Annotated in this window: 16 protein-coding genes; 10 read left to right on the forward strand and 6 right to left on the reverse strand. The window is 47.7% G+C overall.

The window, feature by feature from the left end:
* Positions 1-139: 139 nt before the first annotated feature.
* Positions 140-2212: a serine/threonine protein kinase gene (locus NDI48_03050; protein ID MEP0830179.1), complete on the forward strand. Its 2073-nt coding sequence runs from the start codon at positions 140-142 to the stop codon at positions 2210-2212.
* Between the two features lie 83 nt (positions 2213-2295).
* On the opposite strand, the gene NDI48_03055 is transcribed toward NDI48_03050, so the two are convergent.
* From NDI48_03055 to NDI48_03065, 3 genes are all read right to left on the reverse strand, one after another.
* Positions 2296-3699: a hypothetical protein gene (locus tag NDI48_03055; GenBank protein ID MEP0830180.1), complete on the reverse strand. Its 1404-nt coding sequence runs from the start codon at positions 3697-3699 to the stop codon at positions 2296-2298.
* Positions 3700-3978: 279 nt separating this feature from the next.
* Positions 3979-5448 carry a hypothetical protein gene (locus NDI48_03060; GenBank protein ID MEP0830181.1) on the reverse strand — a complete coding sequence of 490 codons (1470 nt, stop codon included), beginning with the start codon at positions 5446-5448 and terminating at the stop codon, positions 3979-3981.
* 536 nt (positions 5449-5984) lie between these two features.
* Complete coding sequence (locus NDI48_03065; GenBank protein MEP0830182.1) at positions 5985-8051, reverse strand: AarF/ABC1/UbiB kinase family protein; 2067 nt, start codon at positions 8049-8051, stop codon at positions 5985-5987.
* Between the two features lie 387 nt (positions 8052-8438).
* On the opposite strand from NDI48_03065, the gene recN reads away from it, so the two are divergent.
* From recN to NDI48_03080, 3 genes are all read left to right on the forward strand, one after another.
* Positions 8439-10241, forward strand: a complete 1803-nt coding sequence (recN, locus tag NDI48_03070; protein MEP0830183.1) for a DNA repair protein RecN — start codon at positions 8439-8441, stop codon at positions 10239-10241.
* Positions 10242-10749: 508 nt separating this feature from the next.
* Complete coding sequence (locus tag NDI48_03075; protein ID MEP0830184.1) at positions 10750-13377, forward strand: GAF domain-containing protein; 2628 nt, start codon at positions 10750-10752, stop codon at positions 13375-13377.
* A 767-nt stretch (positions 13378-14144) separates the two neighbouring features.
* Entirely contained in the window at positions 14145-16376 is a 2232-nt protein-coding gene (locus NDI48_03080) for a CHASE2 domain-containing serine/threonine-protein kinase (protein MEP0830185.1), read from the forward strand.
* A gap of 43 nt (positions 16377-16419) precedes the next feature.
* On the opposite strand, the gene glgP is transcribed toward NDI48_03080, so the two are convergent.
* Positions 16420-18981, reverse strand: coding sequence for an alpha-glucan family phosphorylase (glgP, locus tag NDI48_03085; protein ID MEP0830186.1), 2562 nt, complete (start codon positions 18979-18981; stop codon positions 16420-16422).
* A gap of 416 nt (positions 18982-19397) precedes the next feature.
* On the opposite strand from glgP, the gene NDI48_03090 reads away from it, so the two are divergent.
* Positions 19398-19514, forward strand: a complete 117-nt coding sequence (locus NDI48_03090) for a photosystem II reaction center protein I (GenBank protein MEP0830187.1) — start codon at positions 19398-19400, stop codon at positions 19512-19514.
* 195 nt (positions 19515-19709) lie between these two features.
* Entirely contained in the window at positions 19710-22178 is a 2469-nt protein-coding gene (locus NDI48_03095; protein ID MEP0830188.1) for a DUF3769 domain-containing protein, read from the forward strand.
* Between the two features lie 170 nt (positions 22179-22348).
* Here NDI48_03095 and NDI48_03100 read toward each other — a convergent pair whose 3' ends face one another.
* Entirely contained in the window at positions 22349-22708 is a 360-nt protein-coding gene (locus tag NDI48_03100) for a carbon dioxide-concentrating mechanism protein CcmK (protein ID MEP0830189.1), read from the reverse strand.
* A 287-nt stretch (positions 22709-22995) separates the two neighbouring features.
* On the opposite strand from NDI48_03100, the gene NDI48_03105 reads away from it, so the two are divergent.
* Positions 22996-23433 (forward strand): hypothetical protein, encoded by a 438-nt coding sequence (locus tag NDI48_03105; protein ID MEP0830190.1) that lies wholly within the window; start codon positions 22996-22998, stop codon positions 23431-23433.
* A gap of 197 nt (positions 23434-23630) precedes the next feature.
* On the forward strand, positions 23631-23810 hold the full coding sequence (locus NDI48_03110; protein MEP0830191.1) for a ssl1498 family light-harvesting-like protein: 180 nt from the start codon (positions 23631-23633) through the stop codon (positions 23808-23810).
* Between the two features lie 97 nt (positions 23811-23907).
* Here the strand turns inward: NDI48_03110 and NDI48_03115 are convergent, their stop codons facing one another.
* Positions 23908-24720 carry a tetratricopeptide repeat protein gene (locus NDI48_03115; GenBank protein ID MEP0830192.1) on the reverse strand — a complete coding sequence of 271 codons (813 nt, stop codon included), beginning with the start codon at positions 24718-24720 and terminating at the stop codon, positions 23908-23910.
* Positions 24721-24959: 239 nt separating this feature from the next.
* On the opposite strand from NDI48_03115, the gene NDI48_03120 reads away from it, so the two are divergent.
* Together NDI48_03120 and NDI48_03125 are read left to right on the forward strand one after the other, a co-directional pair.
* Positions 24960-25499, forward strand: coding sequence for a photosystem II reaction center PsbP family protein (locus tag NDI48_03120; GenBank protein ID MEP0830193.1), 540 nt, complete (start codon positions 24960-24962; stop codon positions 25497-25499).
* A gap of 115 nt (positions 25500-25614) precedes the next feature.
* Positions 25615-26208, forward strand: a complete 594-nt coding sequence (locus tag NDI48_03125) for a Maf-like protein (protein MEP0830194.1) — start codon at positions 25615-25617, stop codon at positions 26206-26208.
* Positions 26209-26306 lie beyond the last annotated feature (98 nt).

The following is a 26306-nucleotide window of genomic DNA, read 5'->3' on the forward strand; positions in this document are numbered from 1 at the left end:
TCGCTATAATAATTAACTACAATTACTGCAAGATGATTAGTTGAGAGCGATCGCTCTTTCCGGACGAATTCTCGCCCACAACCCAAGAGGCATTTCCTGACGATTTACTATAGATTCAATCTGAGGATTGCCTTCCCCTATGAGCTATTGCCTCAATCCTGATTGCGCCAGAGCTACCAGCAACCCAATTGGGGCGAAATTTTGCCAGAGTTGCGGCTCTAAGTTACTCCTGCAAGGACGTTATCGCGCCCTTCAACTCATTGGACAAGGTGGCTTTGGCAGAACTTTCTTAGCGGTGGATGAAGACCAACCCGCAAAACCTCGCTGTGTGATCAAGCAATTTTTCCCACAAGCCCAAAGTCTGGCAAACCGACAGAAAGCGGCAGAACTCTTTGAACAAGAAGCCGTGCGCTTGGAAGAGTTGGGCAAACATCCTCAAATTCCCGAATTGATAGCGCATTTTGAGCAGGATAACCGTCAGTATTTAGTGCAGGAGTTTATTGAAGGGGAAAACTTATCCCAAGTTCTCAAAGCCGAAGGCATTTTGAGCGAAAGGCAGATTCGAGATTTACTCCACAGTTTGCTGCCTGTGGTTGAATTTATCCACACTCACAACGTTATTCACCGAGATATCAAGCCAGAAAACATCATTCGTCGCGATGATGGGCAATTGCTTTTAGTTGATTTTGGAGCGGCTAAATATACTACGAAGACTGCCCTTGCCCGAACCGGAACTGTCATTGGTTCAGCGGGGTATGCCGCACCGGAACAGGCTGGCGGCAAGGCTGTTTTTTCCAGTGATTTGTATAGTTTAGGTGTAACCTGCCTGCATCTGCTGACTCAGACGGAACCCTTTGATCTGTATTCCTTTAGCGAAGCCACCTGGATGTGGCGGAATTATTTAAGCCGTCCCGTCACTCGTCGTCTGGGTCGAATATTAGACAAAATGGTGGAGATGGCAACGAGTCGGCGCTTTCAATCGGCTGTAGAAGTCCTCGACGCCCTGAATTCTCCGGTTTATCCCCGCACCAGAACGCCAAGAGTCATTTCTGCACCATCCGCGACTGCGTTCCCGCAAACGCCAACCCCTAGAGTGACTCCAGCCTCAAACTCACCCCTCCAGAACTGGAGATGTGTTTATACTCTTCAAGGTCATACTCAACCCGTTCGTTCCCTTGCCATCACACCGGATGGGGAGATTCTGATTAGTGGCAGCGATGACAACACGATCAAACTCTGGCAGCTAGCCACAGGGGAGGAACTTGGTACGCTCAGAGGGCATTCTAAGACCGTTTCTGCGATCGCCATGAGTGCCGATGGAGAGATTCTCGCCAGTGGCAGTGAAGACAAAACCATTAAACTATGGCAACTCAGTACGGGGATGCAAATCGGTACCCTGACTCTAGGGAACTGGTTTTCTAGGGATTCAGGCTGTGTTTATGCGATCGCGATGAGTCCACAGGAGGAGATTCTCGCCAGCCTTGATCATAGTGGCGCGGTTAAGCTATGGAATCTGAAGACGGGGCAGGAAATTCGCCGCCTCAAAGGGGATACCAGTTGGATTAATGCGATCGCTATTAGTCCCACTGGCAAAACCCTCGTCGCAGCTAGTGGGGATTCGATTAAGCTCTGGAATCTCAGGACAGGGGGACAATTTCCTATTCTCAGGGGTCATAATAGTTGGGTTCGTGCTGTTACCTTTAGTCCAGATGGACAGACTCTTGCCACTGGTAGCGATGACGCGACGATTAAGCTGTGGAATCTCAAGACAGGACGGGAAATTCGCACCCTGACAGGTCATCTTGGACCGATTTATTCTATTGCTTTTAGTCCCATCTATGAGCCGTTTGCGGGTCATATCCCTAAGGACAGCCGACGTAGCCCCGGTGATAATCGTTCACAAGGCACGGTTGAGGGAATGACGTTTTCTGCGAGTGGAAATCAAGCCTCAACTGCTCCCTTCACCCAGGCATTTGGCAAAGCTCAAGAGTTAGGAGTTGGACAAATATTAGCCAGTAGTAGTGATGATAGGACGATTAAGCTTTGGGACACCAGTACGGGGCAAGAACTTTGCACTCTCACAGGTCATACTCGTTGGGTTCATCGTGTCGTTTTTAGCCCCTCTGGGCAGACCCTAGTCAGCGGTGGAGGCGATCCTATGATCTATATTTGGCAGTGTGTTTCACTGAACTCTAGAACATCGGTTCAGTAATCACCATGCACAACGATTTTCCGTAAAATCAGCGCCCCTGTACCTGCCCCACTTTAATCAACCGTGTTGCTGATTTTGCTGAATCAAGCAGCCTTTTGATCCGATTCCGTTGGACATTTTATTTGAGAAAAAATCCGATAAATATTCTCCTCATCAGTTGCCCTTGAATTGGGATTACCTTCTGACATATTGACCAAATTATATTGTACATCTTCAATGTAAATTGTTAAGGTCAATTGAATCACTTCTAAGAAATTAATTAGCCATTCACATTCAGCCTCTTGCTGATTCTTGTAATATTGAATAAGTTGAGCCAGACAGCATTCTAGATGAGAGTGTGTTTGGGGACAGAGCAACACAATCTTGAGCAGAAGAATCGCCAGCGTTAAGGATTTTCCTTGGGTTATTAGAGTAACAAATAGTAAAGAAGGATTCCTTTGATTCATTGTCGTTAAATACTCGATCAACCGCTTGCAAGTTCTTAGCAGTAAGCGATTATCCCAGTGCTGGTGTTCGTACCCTTGATAAAGCATATTTAGCTGGGAAGCAAGATGAGTTTTCAGTGTCTCGGCTAAACCTGGATTATCTGTAGAAAAAAACAAATAATTGAGAATATTTTGTTTAAAATTTTTGTAGCAAATATCTTGATTTTGCTTAAGAAAAATTCTAGCTAAACTAGAATAACTGAAGCGGCTACGCTTTTTTAATATTTTCTGAATTAAACGTACTACTTCATCACCAAGGCTTGTTGGGTTGGGTGAAGGATTGGGTTGACAGGTGGTAGATGAAGAACGAGCCGTGTACATAGCCAATTCATATTTGAATCGCGCTTTCAGTTGCTTGGAATAAGTTCGTGCTGCTTCTTGCTGTTCTAAGGGTTTACTCACATCAGCGGTTTGAGAAACTAACAAGTAAGAGCTGTAGCGATGGCTCCAGTGTCCTTGGTTGCGATTTTCATATTTGGCAGCAAATAGTTTCAGTTCTTGGTAATCTGGGCTGTTAACAAAGTTGCGTCGCCAAAGTGTTAGGCGTTTCAGAGTAAAACTATATAGAGTTTGAATATTGAGAGAAGTGGAGAGGAGTTGCACTAATTGCTGTACGTACTTTTGCTGTCTTGCCGAACTCCAGTTATTGACCAGAATATAAATTGACCGTTTTAATGTATAACTAAAGGTTTCTTCGGAGCCTGAACGAATAATAATCTTTAAAGCTTGGCAAGGCGTTGAGTTGATAGCTTCTGCTGGCTCGATAAATAAATGGTTAAATTTCTCTAAAACTGACTCAGGAGAGCTTTTCCGGAGTTCTTCCATAAAAAACTGGCAGATCAGCTCTTGCGCTTGTAAAAATGAAAGATGCTGTACTGATCGGTTCAATTTATCCAATTTTGAACTGGAAGGTTCCTTCGGTAGGCTCACCAAGCTTTGCTCTAGACTCAGAACTAGAGACTCTTTAGTAGTGAGTTGGGGCAAGACACTTGCAGATACCATACCACAGTAGGAAACCGTCACCCAATTAGTATCCAGGATTTCTTAACTATGTTGAGTGATTGAAACCTACTTGAGGTGATGACAGCTATCTCTCAGTTTCGGTGAGCAGAATTACTTATTGATGGTGATCTTAGGCACAGTCCACAAGGGTTGGTATTCGTTCCCAGAAAGTTGGCGATTTCCCTACGCCGTAGAGAACCTGATGGAATTTTGGCATCTATCTTAAAGTGAGTTAAGGATATTCAACAAGTACACGCTTCTCCTACGCTAAAACTACATTCATCCAGCTCCTACAACGGTTGCATTCTCTCCAGTTAACTTTTCTCCCTGCATCAAGCCAGAGAGGTTATTTAGTTGACATTGGAATTTTTTGACTTCATATTTTATTTGAGAAAAAATGCGATAGAAATTCTGATCGTTTGCATTGATTTCCGGCTTACGTGCTGACATATTGACCAAGTCGTATCGCACATTGTCAGCATAAATTGTTAATATCAGTTGAATAATTTCTAGAAAATGAGTGAGCCACTGACATTCAGATTCAGATTGGCATTGATAGCACTGAATGAGCTGAGCCAGACGACATTCTAAATGAGTGTGAGCTTGCGGACAAATCAGAATAATCTTGAGCAGAAGAATGGCTAAAGTCAGAGCCTTACCCTGGGTTGCCAATAAAATAAATAATAAAGAAGGATTTTCTCCATCGACTGTTGTTAAATGCTCAATGACGCGATTACAAGTTCTCAGCAGCAGAGCATTATCCCAAGGCTGGTTATCGTAGGATTGATAGAGTGTGCTTAATTGAGCCTCAATCTGGGTCTTTATTGCCTTGCTTAAATCTTGATGACAGGTAGAAAATAATAAATAATTCAGAAGACTTTGTTTAAAATGCTTGTAGCGAAGCTGTTGAGTTTGGTCAAGAAAAATCCTAGCTAAACTAGTATAACTGAAGCGATTTTGTTTGTTTAAGATTGTTTGAATTAAACGCAGTACTTCATCGCCGAGACTAGTTGGATTCGGTAAGCTATTTTGTTGACCAGACGCCAACGAATATCGAGCCGTATACATCGCTAGCTCAATTTTAAACTTCTCTTTCAGTTGTTGGGAGTAGGTTCGCGCTGCTTCTTGCTGTTCTAAGGGTTTTTTCACATCAACAGATTGAGAAACTAGCAAATAAGATTTGTAACGTTGGCTCCAGTGTTCTTGGTTGCGATTTTCATATTTTGAGGCAAATAGTTTTAGGTCTTGATAATCCCGACTATTGACAAAGTTACGTCGCCACAATATTGAACGTTTGAGAATAACCGTACATATTCTTTTGGGTTCAAGAGATGTTGAAAGCAGATGTACTAATTGCTGTATATGCTTTGCCTGTCTTTCGGTGTTCCAGTTGTTAACCAGAATATAAATTGACCGTTTTAGGGTCGTCAAAAACATTTCTTCGGAGCCTGAAGAAATAATCAAGTTTAAGGCTTGACGATGCATTGAGTTCAGTGCACCCGTTGGCTCAATAAATAAATGTTTAAATTCCTGTAAAACTAATTCAGGCGAATTTTGCTTGATTTGCTCAAGAAAAAATTGACAAATTAGGTCTTGTGCTTGTGAAAGAGAAAGATTTTTTAATCCTGGGTTGGATTGGTCTAAGCTGGCAGAGTCAGGTTTCTTGGGTAGATTCACCAAGCTCTGCTCTAGACTCCGAACCACAGGATGTCTACTACTGAGACGAGGTAAGACGCATGGAGATACCATAGGCGATCGTAAACTGGCACACAGTTAGTACCAGCAGTGCTGGAGTGCGCTTAGCGAGCGAAAGCCTTTGGAGACGATGATGCTTCTCTCTGTGTTCTGTGAGGAGAATCACCGAAGCGTCTAATGGTGAGTCACCTAAGCATGTGATCTATTGCACAGTTTACACGCTCAGTAAAGATTCTGCACTAATTTGCAATCGAGGTTTACAAGTGAGGGAATAACTTAACGAGTCTCATCAATTCCCCATTCCATAAAGACTAGCGACACCGACAAAACTTGGCTCAATCAACCCCGAAATGTTGAGGAGAAAAATGGGCAATTTGCAAACTTTAGTCAGAGGAAATTTAGAGAGTCAAATATGATGCGATCGCACAGAGGATAAATTAATAGTTTCTTAATACAATTTTTTCTCCGGCACGATAATATCTTTTGAGTCTTGGCAACAAAAACCCCTTTTAAAGCAAAAGCGGGTCAGAGACCCGCACTACAAAAAATTACAAAATGGTATCTTCCCCATCAGAGGAATTCCTACCCATTTATTGTTGAACGATCGCCGCCTGAGGTAGAACTAACCGAGGTGCGGGTGCTGGCTTACGACCCTTGGGTGCCTCTTCCTTGGGTGCATCCTGGAGTAAAGCTTCGCGAATCATCCGCGCAATCACACGCTGCGCCAAACCCCCCGCAATTTTTTGCCCCATCTTCTGCGTTTCCGGCTTCATCAACAACTGAGGAATGATCGGCACCAGTTGCATCGGGTCAAAACCGGGTGTCTCCTGCAAAATCTCCCAAATTCGCTTGACATGCTCCGCCGTCTGGGCATTAGCTCCCGTTGTCACAGTTGATGTTCTGCTTTCTACCAACCCAATCCGTTTGAGCAGCGAATAACTCGCATTATCCAGCGTCCGACGCCCATAGGCATCGATCGCCTTGACAATCTCATCCACCAATTGCTCTCGGATAAATTCACCGCGTTCTGAGAAGAGAAACTCTAGCGCCTGATTCAACACCTTATTCAGGTCGTAATCCTGACTGATAGCCGCATTTCGCAACAAGTTTTCCAGGCGGTTCCACCGGAAACTACCCTCCTTAAACAGCAAATCTTTTAAAGACGCCCTTAATTCCGGTGCCGGGTCACTTAATAGACGTTTCGAGATGTAAGGATACGCTTTCGAGAGTACCTTGAAGTTCGGATCGACATTAATCGCAATCCCTTCCAACGTCACCAACGAACGAATAATCAGCGCATAGTAAGCCGGTACTCGGAACGGATACTCATACATCAAGGCCGACAACTGATCCGTAATACTCTTAAAGTTGAGTTCCGCTACACTCGCGCCCAAGGCATCGCTAAACACATTCGCCAGCGCGGGAATAATGGGCGTCAAGTCAGTATCCGGCGTGAGAAACTCCAACTTCACGTAGTCATGAGCCAAACCGGAAAAGTCCCGGTTTACCAAGTGAACCACCGCCTCAATCAAACCGTAACGCTGATAAGGCTTGACTTCGCTCATCATGCCAAAGTCCAGGTACGCCAACTTTCCTTCCGGCGTTGCCAACAAATTACCTGGGTGAGGGTCAGCATGGAAGAAGCCATGTTCTAGCAACTGCCGCAGGGAACACTGAACCCCAACATTGATCAGATGGCGCGCATCGATGCCTCGCTCCTTAATCGCTTCCATATTGGTCAGCTTCGTGCCCGTGATCCACTCCATCGTCAGGACACGACGCCCCGTATATTGCCAATAAATTTTGGGGACATAAACATCCTGGAGTTGACCGTAAAGCTCAGCAAAACGCTCGGCATTGTGCCCCTCGTGGGCATAATCCATTTCCTCAAAGATGCGGGTGCCAAATTCATCCATAATGGCAACCAAATCGCTCCGCACCTGCTTGATATTGTTTTGCGCCCATTGAGCGAGGCGTCGCAGAATATAAATATCCAGCGCAATCCGCCGTGCCAGTCCGGGTCGCTGCACCTTCACCGCGACGGTTTCGCCAGTTTTGAGCTTACCTTTGTAAACTTGTCCCAAGGAAGCTGCCGCTACGGGATCGGGTGTAAGTTCAGCATAAATTTCCTGGGGACGAGCGCCTAATTCTTCCTCTATAAATTGATAAGCCAGCTCATTGGGAAAAGGCGGCAACTGGTCTTGCAGCAGCGACAACTCTTCCAAGAACATCGGCGGCACCAAATCCGGTCGCGTTGAGAGCGCCTGTCCCACCTTAATGTAGGCCGGCCCCAGTCTCGTCAAAATCTTCCGCAGCTGAATCGCTCGACGCCGATTGTTAATCACATCGCGACCCACGAATCGATCCCACCATAGCCCTAATGCTAAAGACACACAGGGGAAGGTAATATTCCAGATTCGCCCCAACACTTGTAGGGGTGCCTTACTGTATTGAGCCGAAATCGCCACAGGATCGTAGCGTAGCGCTTCAGTCGCGAACACCGGAGGTTGATTCGCTAAGGCTTCCGATGGGTCTGGCGTTGGACTGACTTCATACTCAATGGCGATGGGTTCCGCTGGCACTGACACAATCTGCTTTTCCGGCATAGGATTGGAGTCTATTTCGGAGGGGGCTGGGGAAACTGTTTTAAGATTCATATTAAATAGGAACCGACAGGAGCGACTCTGTAAAGTATTGTAACAATAACGATTATGGGCATGACTCAACTCAGTGACTCTGGGATGGGACTCGCCCCAATGCCCACAATCTTCCTGGCTCGGCAAAAATTGCTTTCGCCGTTCGCTTGACAATAAATTTACACTTAAATTTTGGTAGGCACCCTAACCTATCGGCTTAACTGCCCTTTACATCTCCTGATGCTTTCTTTCCAGTATGGTTAGGGTTTGCTGAGATTGCCTCTTTCCTCTAGGAGAATTTTGTTACTCACTGGATCATTCAAGATTTTGGCTGTCGAACTCAATCTGCATCGATCACATTCGGATCGATTCAACAGCCAGCACCCCGATTAAACGTTTAAAATGGCTATGCTGCTTGCTTTGCGGATTCAAAACTTTGCTTTGATTGATCAGCTAGAACTGGAATTCGGTACGGGTCTGACTGTATTGACTGGCGAAACCGGTGCGGGCAAATCAATTATTTTAGATGCGATTGATGTGGCGTTGGGCGGAAAGGTCAGCCAGCGAATCATTCGCACCGGCACAGAACGGGCGCTGGTGGAAGCCACATTTCGAGCCGATGCCGCCTTAGTCGCGTGGCTGAGCGAGCAGGAGATAGATTTGCTCGATGAGGCGGATTTAGTTTGTAGTCGGGAGATTGCGGTGACTCCCAGCAATATCCGATCGCGATCACGGGTTAATGGCGTGTTAGTCAATCGCGCCTTGATGGATCGCCTGCGTGAGCGCTTGGTAGAAATTACGGCTCAAGGTCAAACCGTCTCTCTCATGGCTGCCTCGCACCAACGAGGGCTACTCGATTTATATGGGGGTTCTTCCCTACTCCAGCAGCGCGATCAAGTGGCAGCCGCCTACATGACTTGTCAGGAGGCAGCGCAAGCGCTGGAGAGACGGCGGCAATCCGAACAACAACGCTTGCAACGGCTCGACTGGCTAGAGTATCAAACTCAGGAGCTTAAGGCGGCTAACCTTAAAGAGGCTGACGAACTCGAACAACTTGAACAAGAACGCCAACGCCTGAGCCATGTTGTAGACCTCCAACAGCAGAGTTATCAAGCTTATCAAGCCCTCTACCAAAATGAAAGTGGTACAGCGGCGGCTGATTTATTGGGAGAGGCTGAAACCACGTTAAATGATATGGTGCGCTTCGATGCTCAGTTGCAACCCTTGCTCGATATGGTGAGTGCCGCACTAGCACAGGTGGTGGAAGCATCCCATCAAATTAATGCCTATGGGGATGGGCTTGAAAGTGACCCAGAGCGTCTCCTATCGGTCGAGGAGCGCATACAGGCACTCAAACAAATTTGTCGCAAATATGGGCCAACCCTGACCGAGGCGATCGCACACTATGAAAAACTCCAGGCAGAACTGGCTGAACTCAGTGGCGAGGGACAATCCCTGGAAGAATTAGAAAAAACCTACGCTCAATGTCAAGATAAGTTAACAAATCTTTGTTATCAATTAACTTATTTCCGCCAGAAAGCCGCTGAAGAACTGGAAAAGCGTTTGGTTGAAGAACTCAAGCCTCTGGCAATGAAAAAGGTACAATTCCAAGTCAAAATTGCACCTATCTCTCCGACGGCAGCGGGTGCAGACCAAGTGGCCTTTTATTTTTCGCCGAACCCTGGTGAACCCTTGCAACCACTGTCCGCTACAGCGTCGGGTGGCGAAATGAGCCGCTTTCTACTAGCTTTAAAAGCTTGTTTCTCAATGACGAACGACGCACACAGAACTTTAATCTTTGATGAAATTGATGTGGGAGTGTCAGGTCGTGTGGCTCAAGCGATCGCCGAAAAACTGCACCACCTCAGTCAACAACACCAAGTTCTGTGTGTGACTCACCAACCTTTAATTGCCGCGATGGCAGACCGACACTTCCGAGTTGATAAACAAGTGATTGACCAACCGCTCTCACATTCCTTAAAACAATCAGCATCCTCTAAGCGAAATAGCCAAGCCATGCCAGAACTTGATGACCCACTTTTAAGCGATGAACTAACCGATCGACGCACAGTTGTCCGCGTCAGTCTCCTAGATACTCATGGAACGCGTCGCGAAGAAATTGCCCAGCTTGCGGGTGGACATTCGGCGCAAGAAGCAATGACCTTCGCCGAGTCTCTCCTCGCCAAAGCACGTCACTCCCGTCAAAACTAGAGAAGGCCGACCCAGAAAGCCATGGGAATGTAGGCTTTTTCTAGGTCTGAAGCAGCCTCTTCGTTAACGCTCAAGGCGATGCTGTAGATACCCAATCCGACAGGTAGATTCCTTTTTTAAGCGCCTAAACAATCTCTCCCCGTCTTTTGAAAAATCCCGAAACTGATGTGCTATGATTTCTTGTTTCAGTGCCCTGTTCGCTTTTGTTAACGCGACCTTAAGCCAAGACCCAGAAAAAATTGTAAAACTGACAACATATCTTTTCTGTGTTGATGCCAAGATGATGGGCAGAGTGGGAATTTTTCGGTGTTCTAGCGACCACATCCGCCTAGATGCTGTTGAAGTGTTGTTGAAACACTAAACTGGTAATTAGAGTGGGATATACTGACTTCGTTATCAACAAGGTTAGGAACAAGTAAGTGGGCAACGCACAGGAGTGAGTGGAATTTATTAAGACTCACACAGATAATAAAGATCTCTTAATTCGAGCTTCAGTAGAGAAAAGCATATGACCGCTGCATCTCCCCGTCCCTCGGCTTTAGAACCGCGTGAAGTAACCATTGATGTTTCTGCTCAATCCGACGAACCCAAGACAGACACACAGCACCATTCATCTGTCAGTGCCTTAGCAACTAATAAGGGAACTTTTTCTGCCTTCCTGGCTCCTCTGAATCAAGACACATTTAAACAAGTCGTTACAGAGGTAGAAGGCCGACTAGAGGTTGTTAATCAAACCTTATCCATGCTCGATAGCTTGCTGGATGCCCAAGGGTTTGACTCAATCCTGGATGAAATGTTACGTTCCATTACGACAAAAACCGGGGAACTCCTGGCGGCTGATCGCACCACCATTTTTGTCTTGGATGAAGAAAGAAATCAACTCTGGTCGATTATTGCTAAGGATCAAGGCGGTGGTTCCCTAGAAATTCGCATTCCTGCCGATCAAGGGATTGCGGGTGAGGTCGCGACCTTCAAGAAAGTTATTAATATTCCCTACGATTTCTTTGACGATCCGCGCTCTGGTGCATCTAAAGAGCAATTTAAGAGAACCGGATACCGCACCTACACAATGCTGGCGTTACCCCTGTTGAACGAGCAGGACGAGTTAGTTGCCGTTGTCCAACTCTTAAATAAATTAAAACCCCAGCACGACCCAAAGGCGGCTTTAGAAGAAAAAATTGACCTGAACGGTTTCAGTTCTGAAGACGAGAGAGTTTTTGAGGAATTTGCCCCCTCAATTCGCCTGATTATGGAGTCGTCTAGATCGCTGCGGCGGGCAACCCAAAAACAACGAGCAGCTCAAGCCTTAATATCCGCCACCAACTCCCTAAGCAAAAGCAGCTTAGATTTGGAAGAAACCCTGAAAAAGGTGATGGATGAAGCCCAGCAACTGATGAATGCGTCTCGCAGTACGCTGTGGCTTATTGACCATGATCGCGATGATTTGTGGACAAAAATTCCCATCAATAACGTTTTACAAGAGATGCGCCTGCCGCGCTCAATGAGTTCCTTTGCCGGTCAAGTGGCTCTCACCGGTGAACCCGTTAATATTGGGTTTGACCTTTATGACCATGAAGGCTCTGAAACCTCGAAAGAAACTGATAAGAGGACGGGTTATCGGACTTGTAGCCTGTTATGTATGCCCGTGTTTAATGCCGATGGAGAATTGATCGGCGTCACGCAGTTAATTAACAAGAAGAAACAGGGCGAATTTCCTGACTATGACCCAGCGGATTGGCCTAACGCACCGGAGTGTTGGAAAGCGAGTTTCGATCGCGTTGACCAAGAATTCATGAAGGCGTTTAACATCCAAGCGGGTGTAGCCCTGCAAAACGCGAAGTTGTTTGACACTGTTAAGCAACAAGAGCGAATGCAGCGCGATATTCTGCGAAGTCTTTCGGATGGAGTGATCTCGACCGATAAAGAAGGCAAAATTATCGCGGTGAATGAGAGAGCCAGAGACCTACTCGGCTTAGATGCACAAAGACGTGTAGAAGGAGAATTGGTCAAGAATATCCTCCGCATTGAAGGCCAAGAACGAAAAGACGAGAACAAATTTGCCCAATGGTTAGAGGACGCTTTAAAGGGAAAGAGCGCCAAAGATCGCAAGCAATACTATCCTGATCGCACATTAATTTCCGGGGGACCTGAGCAACAACGCAGTGTGAATTTGTCGCTGAATACCATTGCCGACGCCAACGATGAGACTAAAGTGCGGGGGGCGTTGGTGGTGATGGAAGACATCAGTGATGAGAAGCGGCTTAAGAGTACGATGTATCGCTACATGACTCAGGAGCTGGCGGAGGAATTACTGAGACTTGACGACACCAAATTAGGGGGCGATCGCAAGGATGTTTCCATTCTCTTCTCCGACATTCGCGGCTATACCACCTTAACGGAAAGTTTAGAGGCAGAAGAGGTGGTGGGGATGTTGAATGAATATTTTGAGTCGATGGTCGAGGTGATTTTTAAATACAAAGGCACCCTCGATAAATACATCGGCGATGCCATCATGGCCGTCTTTGGTTCACCCTTACCCCTCAAAGACCATGCCTGGAGGTCGGTGCAAACAGCTGTCGAAATGCGCCACCGTTTGGCAGAGTTCAATGAACGTCGCGAAGCCTGTAACAAGCCACAGATCAAAATTGGCATTGGGATTAATTCCGATAGTGTGATTAGTGGCAACATTGGTTCTAGCAAGCGGATGGAATTCACCGCTATTGGAGACGGTGTTAACCTAGGCTCTCGTTTGGAAGGCGCGAGTAAGCAATACGGCTGTGATATCGTGATTAGCGAATATACCTTCCGACCCTGCGCCGACAAAATTTGGTACAGGGAGCTAGATTGTATTCGCGTTAAAGGTAAGAACGACCCCGTCAGAATTTATGAAGTGATGGGGTTACGCACAGAGTCCATTTCTGAGCAAAAGCAGGAAATCATCGAGCTTTACCATAAAGGACGAGAGCATTACCTGAATCGGAAATTTACCCGTGCTATGACTGAGTTTGCCACCATTCTCGAAGATATTGACAAGGAAAATAAAGCGGCGTCATTGCACTTGACGCGCTGTCAGCATTTTCTCCAAGCCCCTCCACCCGATGACTGGGATGGTGTCTGGACATTAACGGAAAAGTAGGACGAAGGCATTAAATACCCAGCCCGCTTCGGCGGGCTTTTTATGATGCAATTCCCACAAGGATATCAAGTTACCCTGCTGGGAAAGCCATCCGTTAGCGAGCAAAGATAAGATAAATCATGACATAACTTTCAATAGGGTGTTGTAGCTTCTATAGTGGTATTGACTAGCTTGTCAAATCTCAACGAAAAGCTAGCTATCTTCAGCAGTGAGCCGACTAGGGTAGGGTAGTTTTTTATAATTAGGCTTATGGTGATCGAATCATCGTCGTCTACTGAATGAACACGGTTGTGTATTGCCGATGCTATCTAGGCATTTTGATTAAACTGAAGTCAGCTAACTGGATAATAACGCTCTGAGCAGCAACGAGCTTTCTCCGGAGGATATCCCTAGTTATTCAGCAGGCCGCCAAATGTCATGACCACCTCTGGCTACAACCTTAGACTAGTTATTTAAGATAGGATGGCAACCCTGAAAATTAGTCATAAAAATAGGGTTGAAGGTGTAGAGACAAAAATTCTAGTTGGAGAAGCACTAGAAGCTCAAACAAACCTCAACAACAGGGAATCAAGGTGCAATTACGCGTCGTGCTTATTTATTCGTTGTGAGTGGTCAGATACGTGAAAGTGACGAGTGGGGAGTTAACTCAAAACTCAAAAGAAACTACGTCCCTCTTAACCAAGGCAACTAAAGGCGGGATTCTAGCCTTGGTTCCTTCAAAAAGCTCTAACCTGGGGCTAAGGAGTTTGTGGCACTTCGGTCGTGCTGTGTTCAGACATCCTGCGGCGATCGCCAGTCTGACGGTTATGGGTTTGCTGTTGGTGGGTCGGCAGCTACGTCTGTTGGAGCCTATAGAGCTGACAGCGTTTGACTATATGATGCAGCTACGACCTGCACTACCACTAGACGATCGCCTGCTGATCGTGGAGGGGACGGAGGCCGATATTCAGTCCTATGGGTTCCCCCTAAAGGATGCCTTGCTCAATCAGCTAATGACCAAGCTGGAAAAGCATCAACCCGCCGTCATTGGTTTGGATATCTATCGGGATATTGCCTATCCCCCAGGTCATGCTGAATTTTCAACGCGGCTAAAAAATAGCGATCGCATTGTTCCCGTTTGCAAACTCAGCGATTCCAATAATCCTGGCACACCACCCCCCCCAGGGGTTCCCATCGAACGTGTTGGCTTCAGTGACTTTTCGGTAGATGCCAAAAGTGTGGTTAGGCGAGCTTTATTACTTGGCGAGCCACCGACGAATTCTCGCTGCATGAGTGACTCCTCGTTCAGCTTTCAACTGGCACGACGCTACTTGGAACAAAAAGGAATACAGCCGCAATTGACCCCACAACAGCACATCAAACTGGGTAAAGCGAGCTTAAAGCCGCTCGACCCCAATGACGGGGGCTACCAACAAGCGGATACCGGCGGCTACCAAATTCTCTTAAATTACCGCTCTGGAGGCGCGCTGGCGCGAAGCGTGACCTTAAGGGACGTTCTGCAAGACCGAGTAGACCCTAACTGGATCAAAAACCGCATCGTCCTGATTGGTCTAACCGCCCCTAGCCTGAACGATCTCCTCTATACCCCCTATAGTACGGGTCAGCAACGCTTCGAGAGAACCCCAGGAGTCGTGATCCATGGTCAAATCGCCAGTCAATTGCTCAGTAGCGCCCTCGATGGACAATCCCTGTTTTGGTTCTGGCCAGAGTGGGGAGAAGTCTTGTGGATTTGGGTGTGGTCAATGGCTGGTGGTGTCGTTGTGCGGGTTGTCCGTCACCCCGGACAGCTAGCCATTGCTGAGATTGGAGCCTTGAGTTTGTTGTTAGGGAGTTCAGTATTCGTATTTTTGGGGTCTGGATGGATTCCCATCGTAGCCCCCGCTTTAGGTTTAATTTTTGCCAGTACTGGAGTTCTCGCTTACAACGGTTACGAGGCTGAGCAAGAAAAGCGCAAAGCGGATGAAGAGCGCCGTTATATTGAGCAAAAAGCGAAGGAGCAAGAGAGTAACCTAGCACTTTTGCAAGAACTCTTGAGAGAGAGGCTTCACCAGTCATCTAAAGCAGATTCCCAGGTATCGATCCCTGAATCAACGGATATGCCTCCCGATGATGGGGACACAGCAATTGCGACGCCGGAAGACTTTACATCTCCCACCAAGGATAAGGTCGCACCCCAACCCCAAGACACCTCCCAACATTTGGCTGGACGCTACGACATTCAGAATGTTTTGGGTGCTGGTGGGTTTGGTCTTACCTATCTAGCAAAAGATACTCAGCGACCCGGTACACCGACTTGTGTAGTCAAGCATTTAAAACCGGCTCGCCGTGATGACAAATTTTTAGGCGTTGCCAGACGGCTGTTTGAAACTGAGGCCGAAATTTTAGAGAAGTTAGGTAAACATCCTCATATTCCTCAGTTACTAGCTTATTTTGAAGAAAAGCAAGAGTTTTACTTAGTTCAAGAATATGTTGAAGGTCATCCTCTGAGTGATGAATTGCCAGTGGATAAAAAACTTCCCGAAGCGCAAGTTTTTAACTTTCTGAAGGAAACTTTAGAAATTCTAGTGTTTATCCACGAACACAAAGTCATTCATCGGGATATCAAGCCGAGCAATATCATGCGTCGTGAATCTGACAATCAACTTTTCTTAATTGATTTTGGCGCAGTCAAGCAGATTCAACCCCAAGAGCCAACAGATCAAGAAAATTACACCGTTGCTATTGGTACTCGTGGCTATGCTCCAGCCGAGCAATATGCGGGACACCCCACGCTGAGCAGTGATATTTACGCTTTAGGAATGATTGGTATTCAAGCTCTCACGGGCATTCCGCCCTATCAACTGGGGCATTCAGAATCGGGGGATGTCATCTGGCGGCATTTAGTGAGTGTCGGGGAAGAATTTGCTGCGGTTTTAGAGAAGATGGTGCGTTACCATTTCGCTGCAAGATACCAATCAGCCGCTGAGGTATTGGAAGACTTGCAGCGAATCAAAAGTTGAAAGTTGAAGGTTGAAGGTTTGAACCTTCAACCTTTTACCCCTTCTAAGCCCAGAGTACTAAACCTAGCTCATAGGGACTAGAAAGATAGTCATGTTTAGGCAACACCCGCAGGGACAAACCCTGTAACCCACTCGCACCGTAAACCACATCACCCGTATAAATACTACGGTGGCTTTCGTCAGTGCCTTGATAATCCATCACGACCGGTATACCGTTCATAATTTGCCCATCGGTGTTGATAGCTCCTTGATAGAGTTCCACTTGGACATCATCAGCACTCAGTCCTGCCAGATTGATTCGGGTTTTGACGGCGACCGATTGATTGACCATCAGATCGGCGGGGGCGGCGATGTCAACATCTTCAATTTTGATGTCGTACCAGCGTTCAAATAGCTGCCGCTTCCAACTCGCTAGCTCTTTCGCTGGCTTGTAGGTGTCGCCCGTCATGGCAAAATGGCGATTACTGGCTGGGAAATAGCCGTTTACGGCGTAATCCCGCAGCATCCGTGCCGTGTTGAAGACCGGGGTATTGAACCGGATGGCGTCTTTCATTTTTGCGACCCACCCTCTGGGAATTCCCTCGCTGTCACGATTGTAGAACAAGGGGACAACCTCCTCCTCGAACAATTCGTAGAGAGCATTGGCTTCGACCTGATCTTCGTATTCTGGGTCATCATAGGTTTCCCCATGACCAATCGGCCAGCCAGTGCGGACATAATCCGCTTCGTCCCACCATCCATCGAGAATGCTGAGATTGGGTAGACCATTCATCGCCCCCTTCATCCCAGAGGTTCCAGAGGCTTCTCTGGGGCGACGAGGCGTGTTCAACCAGACATCGCAACCAGCTACCATCATCCGCGCCAGATAAATGTCGTAGTCAGGGACGAATACCACATGATCCCCAATGCCCGCTTCACGAATCTGGCGGATGATTTGGCGGATTAATTCTTTCCCTGGCATGTCCTTAGGATGGGCTTTCCCGGCAATCACAAACTGGACTTGTCGGTCTTTGTTGGCCCTCATGATTTTCTTAATCCGCTCCATGTCGCGCATGAACAGGTTGGCTCGCTTGTAGGTGGCAAACCGACGGGCAAAGCCAATTGTCAAAACGCTGGGGTCGAGGATTTCGTTGACTTGAGCCAGTTCTGTTGGGGGTGCCCCGCGATCGCGTAAATGCTTGAGTACCCGCTCCCGCACATACACAACCAGCTCCGAGCGCTGCCGCTCGTGATTGCGCCACAATTCCTCATCAGGAATTGAGTTCACCCGCTCCCACAAGGGGTCATCTGCCCCTTTATCCGACCAGCTTGGCCCCAGATAACGGTCATACAGTTCCTGCGTCGGCTTCGCCACAACGCTTCGAGCATGTACCCCGTTAGTAATCGACGTAATCGGCACTTCTGGCAATGGCAGGTTCGGCCACAGCCCCTGGAACATCACCCGTGATACTTCTCCATGCAGGGAGCTGACCCCATTGGTATAGCTGGCTGTCTTAAGCGCTAACGCAGCCATACTAAAGGGGGAGGCCAGATCCGCCGGGTTTTCCCGTCCTAAACCGAGAAATTCCTCTCTCGATAAGCCAAAGATATTGGCATAGTGACCCACATAGTACATGGCCTTATCGGGGGGAAACAGGTCAAACCCAGCAGAGACCGGTGTATGAGTCGTAAAAATTTGCGTAGATTGGGCCACCTGCTTCGCTTCATGGAAGCTCAGCCCTTCTTCCTGCATCAGCTTACGGATGCGCTCTAGAATCAAAAAGGCCGAGTGACCTTCGTTGAGATGATAGACCGTCGGCTTGTATCCCAACGCTTGTAGGGCACGCATCCCCCCAATCCCTAACATCATCTCCTGGTGAATCCGCATATCCAGGTCACCGCCATACAACTCATCGGTGATGTCGTGGTCGTAGGGATTGTTCGGTTCAATATTTGTGTCTAGTAGATATAAGGGTACGGTTCCAACCTGTACTCGCCAGATACGGGCATACACAGTACGACCTGGATAGTCTACTTCGATCCGCAGCTCTGAACCATCGGCATTCCGCTCTAGGTGAAGCGGCATATTGTAGAAATCGTTGATCGGATAGCGTTCCTGCTGCCAACCATCGGCGTTAAGGTACTGGGCAAAATAGCCTTCCTGGTAAAGCAAACCGACCGCTACCAAAGGTAAACCTAGGTCAGAGGCTGACTTGAGGTGGTCTCCAGCCAGGACACCCAAGCCACCGGAGTAGATGGGTAGACAATCCGTCAAACCATACTCAGCGCAGAAGTACGCATAGCATTCAGTTTTCTCTCCTTTGTCGCGATGTTTGCGGTACCATGTCCGCTCTTTGAGGTAGTCGTCCAGCTGTCGAGAGGCTCGCTCCATTTGGGCCAGAAAGCCTTCATCTTCCGCCACTTCCTGAAGCCGCGCTTGGCTGATGGTGCCCAGCATCAAGACAGGGTTGTGGCGGCTGGACTCCCACAAATCGCGGTCTAAACGTCGGAATAAATCTTTGGTCTCGACATTCCAATCCCAGTGGAGGTTGTAAGCCAGCTTTCGTAAGGGTTCAAGCGGCTTCGGTAGGGAAGGAGAGACGTTAAACGTGCGAATTGGCTGCATAAAGCGACAAAGTTCCAAGTCTTACTCGGATCATATTGTGTACTTACTTGTGCTGAAATTGAGAGACCTTAATACTCTTTTTGTCAACAAATGCTCACTAAGCAGTTTTTAGGGGTGGGCATATAGAAATTAGATCTTGTGTTAAAAACTCTATTTGTGTCCCTACGCACCCGATTTTACCTAGCTACAATCCACTGATCCCGCTCTTCTCTGCCATCGGCTGGAACGCAACACAACCAGGATGCGTCATAGCTGACCAAAGCCCAGCTAATACAGTCACAGACGGCTGGAGAGCGACGCCGTTTCCTTGATTCAAGCCAAAAAAAGGAAGCCACCTTTGGGTATGATTAAGAAAGTTATAGCGTTTTGTAACGCTTAAGACATTCTGCTGTTCATCCTCTCTGGGAGATATCAATATGGTGACCCTCAAAATTGTGGTCTATATCGTTGTTAGTATCTTCGTGGCTCTATTTGTGTTTGGCTTTTTGTCAAACGATCCGGCTCGTAACCCCAATCGACGGGATTTGGAGTAATTTACTCCAACGGTTAAGCGTAGCATGGTACTCTGGATGGCTGCGGCACCGATGGTGCTGGTCGTCTAGCAGGCCGAAAAAGCTTACCGCTTCATCCCCCAGTCTGAAAGGGCGAGGCGTGCCTTGCCCTGGCAGTATTCAGGGCGGTGGACGCTCACGTTTCGGAGCCGTCCCTTCGACTCTTACTGTTGAAAGATGCCCCAACCCGTTCAACCGCCTGAAACCCCTGCAATTATCCAGCCCGTAACGACTAACGATGCCGTTACTCTTGAACAAGCTTCAATCGAGGCACCGGGCGCGAGACTGAGTCGTTCGCTTTCTAGCGGAACAATCCCTAAACCGACCCCGCCAGAGGCGTTTGCTCCTGAATTTTCTCCATTGAGGGCTTATAAAAGCGCCGCCTTACTCGGCCCTCCTATTTCCGTCGGATATTCCAGACCATCCCCTGAAGCTCCATCGATAGGTGAAGCAGTAGAGCAGCAAAGCGATCGCTCCCAGAGTTTTTCAAGTTCCGCCGCCCTATCTCCCCCAACCCGTTCTTCCCCGCCCGTTTTAGTCAGTGAAGCGAATACGCTTCAAGCCTCTGCGTCCTCGAACGTCTCACCGTCTGATGCCTTAAGTGTGACACTGGGCACACAAAACGTGAAGCGTCTGGTGACTCAAGAGCGTGGGGGAGAGGCGAAAGAATTTGAGTTCAGTATTCCCAATCCAGAGACTCAACCCTCACCGGAAGAAGAAGTCGCACCCACACCCAATGAGGACGAGGTTAACCCTCAACCCCCTTCCACACCAACACCCACGCCCAACGTACCCGATAATCCCTTCGGTACAGGTGGTGTGATTGAGTTAACGGCAGACCGCCAAGAGTATGATGATCAGCGAAAAGTAATTACAGCACAGGGCAATGTTGTGTTGCGGTTTCGGGAAGCCTTACTCAATGCCGATCGCGTTGAAGTAAATTTACCCAATCGGATTATCGTCGCCCAAGGCAATGTCGCCCTAACACGAGGACAGCAGGTGTTACGGGGTCAACGCTTTGAGTATTACTTTGTCCAAGATAGTGGCGTTATTTTAAATGCCAGTGGCGAGTTATATTCACCCACCGCCGGAAGCGATCTTTCATTCTCACCAACACCGGGGAGTACCGCCCCACCCCCCCAACGACCGTTAAGTGAGCGCATCGCCAGCGATCAACCCTTACAAGGAATTAGTAACCCTGGAGGTTATTCTTTTGTGGTGGGTGGTGGGAGTTCAGCCCAAAATTTATCGGTTCCGCCATCAGGGGGAACGATTAATCGCTTTCGCTATCAAGCTGAACGGGTGGAGTTTGAAGGCTCCAATGCGATCGCTCGGAACGTGCGGATTACCAACGATCCCTTCTCACCGCCAGAGTTAGAGGTACGCGCCGATACCGCTCGATTTACACGGTTAGAACCGTTGGTGGATGAAGTGGTCGCCTCTCGACCCCGCATTGTGTTCGACCAGGGGTTTGAGCTACCCTTGTTACGCAATCGCATCACGATTGACCGTCGTCCACGGGAACCGGCTCTGCTCAACTTTGGCTATGATGGAAATGATCGGGGTGGTTTGTTTGTTGAGCGATCATTTGAGGTACTCAATACACCGAACCTGCGCTTTAGTGTCACACCCCAGTACTTTCTCCAGCGAGCCATTTTTGAGGAAGGCGTTATTGACCCCTCGGTGTTTGGGGTAAGAGCTAGGCTGGATGGGACTCTTGGGCCACGAACAACCTTGACCGGGCGTGCGGTTCTCACCACGTTCGATCCCACCGACTTTGAAGAAAATTTTCGCGGCAGTTTACGACTTCAGCAGATCATCGGCGCGACTCTCCCTCATACCCTCAACTTGGAGTCTAGCTATCGCGATCGTCTGTTTAACGGCTCCCTGGGTTTCCAGACTGTTCAGAGTAGCATCGGTGCCGTTATCACCTCACCCGTGATTCCCTTAGGGAATACAGGTATTAACCTCACTTATCAGGCCGGTGCTCAATATATCAACGCCGATACGGATCGATTAGACTTACTTGAACCCAACCGCACCAATAATCGAATTAGTCTGGGGCGTTATCAAGGCAGTGTTTCTTTAGGTAAGGGGTTTTTACTGTGGCAGGGTCAAGCTTTACCGCCAACTCCCACAGAAGGGTTACGCTATACTCCAACCCCAGTTGTTCCTTACTTATCCGTCAATACATCCGTGACCGGGGTTGCCAGTGCCTACAGTAACGGAGATACTCAACAATCCCTAAGTGGCACCATTGGACTTGTTGGGCAACTGGGTCATTTCTCTCGCCCTTACCTGGACTACACAGGTTTTAACATCGGCTACACACAGGTAGCTCTTGGGAACAAATCACCCTTCCTCTTCGACCGAGTGGCGGATACTAAAGTGCTATCTGCTGGAATCACTCAGCAAGTGTATGGCCCGTTCCGGGTTGGGTTTCAGACGTATATTAATTTAGATACAGGTAAGGAGATCAGCACGGACTACCTGTTGGAATATAGCCGTCGTACCTACAACATCCTCTTGCGCTTCAACCCAGTTCAGCAACTCGGTTCTATTAGCTTGCGGATTAACGACTTTAATTGGACTGGTAATCCACAACCTTTTGATGGTTCCAATGTGATACAGGGCGTGACTCGGTAACGTAGAGTACAGTGGTACTTCACCTGAGAGGTCAGTTCTGAGGGTGAAGGATGAAGGAGCAAAAGGTTGGATGGCTTTGTGAAAGCTCAAATCTGCTTTGGGTTTCAGAAGTCAAACCACACTTGATCACTTGATTTTTCAACCTTTATGCTTCATCCTTCAAGCCTTATTTAAAAGGAAGAGCCGTTTGCGCGTCTAGGCATGATGGGGTTTTCCACAGCATCCCGGTATTGTTCAACTTCAGCGGAATAAGCAATGGGCAGAACCGCTTCTACATTTTCGTGGGGACGAGGAATGATCACCCAAGACTCTAACGCACCACCGTAAACTCTTTCTACCGCCGCGATTCCAGCGTCCATAGCGGTTTTCACCTCCGAAACATCCCCGCGAATATTAACTGTAAAGCGAGCGCTACCTACTCGGATATATCCCACTAAGGTGACTCTACCGGCTTTGACCATTGCATCTGCTGCGGCGAGTACAGCAGGAAAGCCCTTCGTTTCAATGGACCCAACTGCGACTGTTGACATTGCCAATCTCCTGAATCTGTTGAATGATATGAAGCCAAGACATTATTGTACGAATGTTCCTTACCCCTTCTGGTGGAAATGACGATTGATTTTAGTCTTCCCATCCAGACTTGTTGAGCTTGGCAACCCCTGAATGCGACAACCTGTCGTTTGACACTGCCAAAACACATTCTGCAAAATTGACTTGGCTGAAATCTGAAAGAAATCACCCCTTCAATTCTGAACGGGTTTTCAGGTCATCCTGTCTTTCTCAGCTATGCTCGTTTCTCCTGCATTGTAGAGGTTTTATGCTCCGTCTCACTCCAGGAACAAATTTGGGATGGCTTTTCCTTTGGGTCTTCATTGCCGCTCCTGTTGTCGCCCATACTGTTGGCATATCGGGTGATGTAGCGGCGACTTTTCACATTACACCGAATCATAATCCTAAAGCTGGAAAATCGACTCAAGCTTGGTTTGCGCTGACTCGTAAAGGAGGGCAGCCAATCCCTTTATCACAATGTAACTGTCAGTTGTTTGTCTACTCTAAGCCCCGCCCTCAAAATGCACGACCTCTCCTGACTCCCCGCTTAAGAGCGATTTCAGCAGAACAGTATCGAGGGATTCCAGGGGCAGATATCGTATTTCCCACCGTTGGGGCTTACGAACTCGAACTCAGGGGCACGGCGAAGCCGGGGGCACGCTTTAGACCGTTTTCCCTGAACTATACCGTTAATGTTGGCTCTTGACGGAGAAGCACAGGAAAGGTTTTCTCTTCTCCTGAACTCCTGATGTACAATCCCTCCGGCGATACCCCATCGACTACAACGGCGCTGAGTGTAAAGATTCAGGAAGCTTCGTAAAGATTTATGACTAATCGAGGAGAGCATTAATGCCTATTTCTGTTAAATTTAAAGTTAATAAGTAAACAAAGGTTATTATTTTCATGCCATTTACCAAAGAAGAAGGCGGCCTGATCAATAATTTTGCCCCAGAGACCAAGACTTACCTGGCAGAGCCTCCGACAGGTGATCAAAAACGAAATTACATTTTATTGGGTGTGGCAGCGCTGGTACTCGTTGGGGGATTAGTCTTCGTCGCTTACTCAGCCTCTGGTATGAGCTAGTTGAGCGATACAAGGGTACTCGGAGTACCAGCAAAGCCAATTACTCAATCCGATGAGCCATTGATAGCATCTAACGGTAGGTCAAGACTGGTGCAAGTCAGGAGTTACCTAACTCCTGTATGGTTTTAATCACATCCATCGCACTCTGAGAATTCTCTGTCCTACCGTTTTGCTTGAAAAGTTCAGCCGCTTTTTTCAAGTCTGCGATCGCATCTTTATAGTTTTTCAGGTTGAAGCCAGAGAGTCCTCGATTGTAATAGGCTTCGGCAAATTCAGGTTGAATCCGAATCGCTTGGGAGTAATCTTGAATAGCGGATTGATGCTGATTGAGGCGGTTACGGGTTAAACCTCGGTTGTAAAACGCCCTAGCATTGTTGGGATTGAGCGAGAGGGCTTTTTCATAGTCAGCTAATGCGGCCTCATGGTTTCCCAGTTCATCGTGAGCATTCCCTCGGCTGACGTAAGCGTTGTCACTGCTTTGATTCAGTTCAATGGCTTTTGTGACATCAGCGATTGATTGTTGGTAATTTTTCAACACAAAATAGGTATAGCCCCTATTGCTGTAAGCTTGAGCAAATTTAGGGTTTAACCGAATCGCTTCAGTGTAGTCTGTGATCGCCTTCTCGTAACTGCCTAGGGTGTGATAAGCATACCCCCGGTTATAATAAGTGTCTGCATCTTTGGGGTCGAGTTGCAACGCCTGGTTAAAATCTGCGATCGCTCCCTGATAATTCCCCGCATTGAGTTTATCAACGCCTCGGTTATACAACTCCACAGCGCTCAGCCCTTGCTGCTGCTGGGCGGCAATCAGCCCTTGAGCAGGGGGAAGCTGGGCAAAAACGGTATTAGGTAGTCCAACCAGTAGGGTGGTAAATCCCAAAAAAGCGAGTATTCGATAAGTCGGGTTCATAGTTTCCTCTAAAGCAGCATTCTTTCTCAAGTCGTTAGCTCAAGTTTTGGGTGAACGCCTTTAAAACTCTCAAATCATGCCGTGTAGTTCCTAGAGATCTAAGCTTTAAGAACGGATTAAGACTCTTGTACTGAATATAATAGACCGTCAGAATACACTATTTTTCTTCAATAACTTAACCCAAGCTTTGTCCCCTAAAGATGAGAAAATAAAGCAGCAGGATTCAACGGAGAGTAAAGATGCTCAAAGCAATTGCCGCCCTACTGCTGCTGGTGCTGAGCCTGGGTTTACATGGATGCACGACCGGTATCAGCGGATTGAAAAGCTATGTCGATAGCATTGATGGCTATGAGTTTCTCTATCCCAATGGTTGGGTGCCCGTTCAAGTGACTACCGGGCCTGATATTGTGTTCCGCGATTTGGTAGAGCAGACAGAAAATGTTAGCGTCATCTTCAGCGAAGTGCCCAAAGGGAAAACGCTGCAAGATTTGGGAACACCAGGGGAAGTGGGCTATCAGTTGCAAAAAAATGCGATCGCGCCTGCGAATTCAGGTCGCCAAGCGGAATTGGTTAACGCTGAAGCGCGTGAGTCTGGGGATAAAACTTATTACCTGCTGGAATACAATGTCAAGCTTCCCAACCAAGAACGGCACAACCTCGCTAGTGTGGCTGTGAGTCGTGGCAAACTCTACACCTTTAATGCTTCAACCACGGAAGGGCGCTGGAATAAGATGCGGAATGTGTTCGAGCAAGTTGTTAAGTCTTTTTCAGTGTATTGAAGCGAAAAGAAGCTAACTCAATAAAAGATGCTTGCAGCGCAATGACGAGCTGGAATTGATGTAGGTGTACTAACTGAAAAGCTCTGACACTAAGTGTCCTCAACTTCTGGAGATTATGGGTATCCCAACCTTTGTATTAGCCTCCGCTTCTCCTGCTCGCAGACGCTTGTTGCAAAATGCTGGGATTGAACCAGTGGTTTGCCAAAGTGGCTTTGATGAATCTCAAGTGCAATTAAGTGACCCCCTGGCGTTGGTGGAGACTCTGGCGCTGAAAAAAGCCGAGACGGTTGTAGGTCAATTTAACGATGCCCTAATCTTGGGTTGTGATTCGGTGTTGAGCGTCAGGGGCGAAATTCATGGAAAACCCGCTAATCCAGAGGAAGCGATCGCCCGTTGGCAGCAAATGCGAGGAACGATGGGCGTACTGTACACCGGTCATGCCTTGATTGACGTAGCCAAAAAACAAACTATAGTTCGCCACGGTACCACAAACGTCTACTTTGCCCATATAAGCGATCGCGCGATTCAAGCCTATGTCGCGACCGGTGAACCCCTGCACTGTGCTGGCTGCTTTGCATTGGAAGGTAAAGGCAGCCTGTTTGTGGAAAAGCTAGAAGGTTGTCACACCAATGTTATTGGTCTCAGCTTACCGCTGCTGCGCCATATGCTGAGGCAGTTGGGATATGACGCCACAGACTTCTGGCAGTGAATTGCCAACATTGAGACTCAACACCTAACACATTGGGATGGGATTGAAAATGAAAATTGTTAAGGTGGGGCAGAGGTTTGCTATAGTCAAGGCACTTC

It is taken from the genome of Microcoleus sp. AS-A8 (genome assembly GCA_039962225.1).
Classification (GTDB): domain Bacteria; phylum Cyanobacteriota; class Cyanobacteriia; order Cyanobacteriales; family Coleofasciculaceae; genus Allocoleopsis.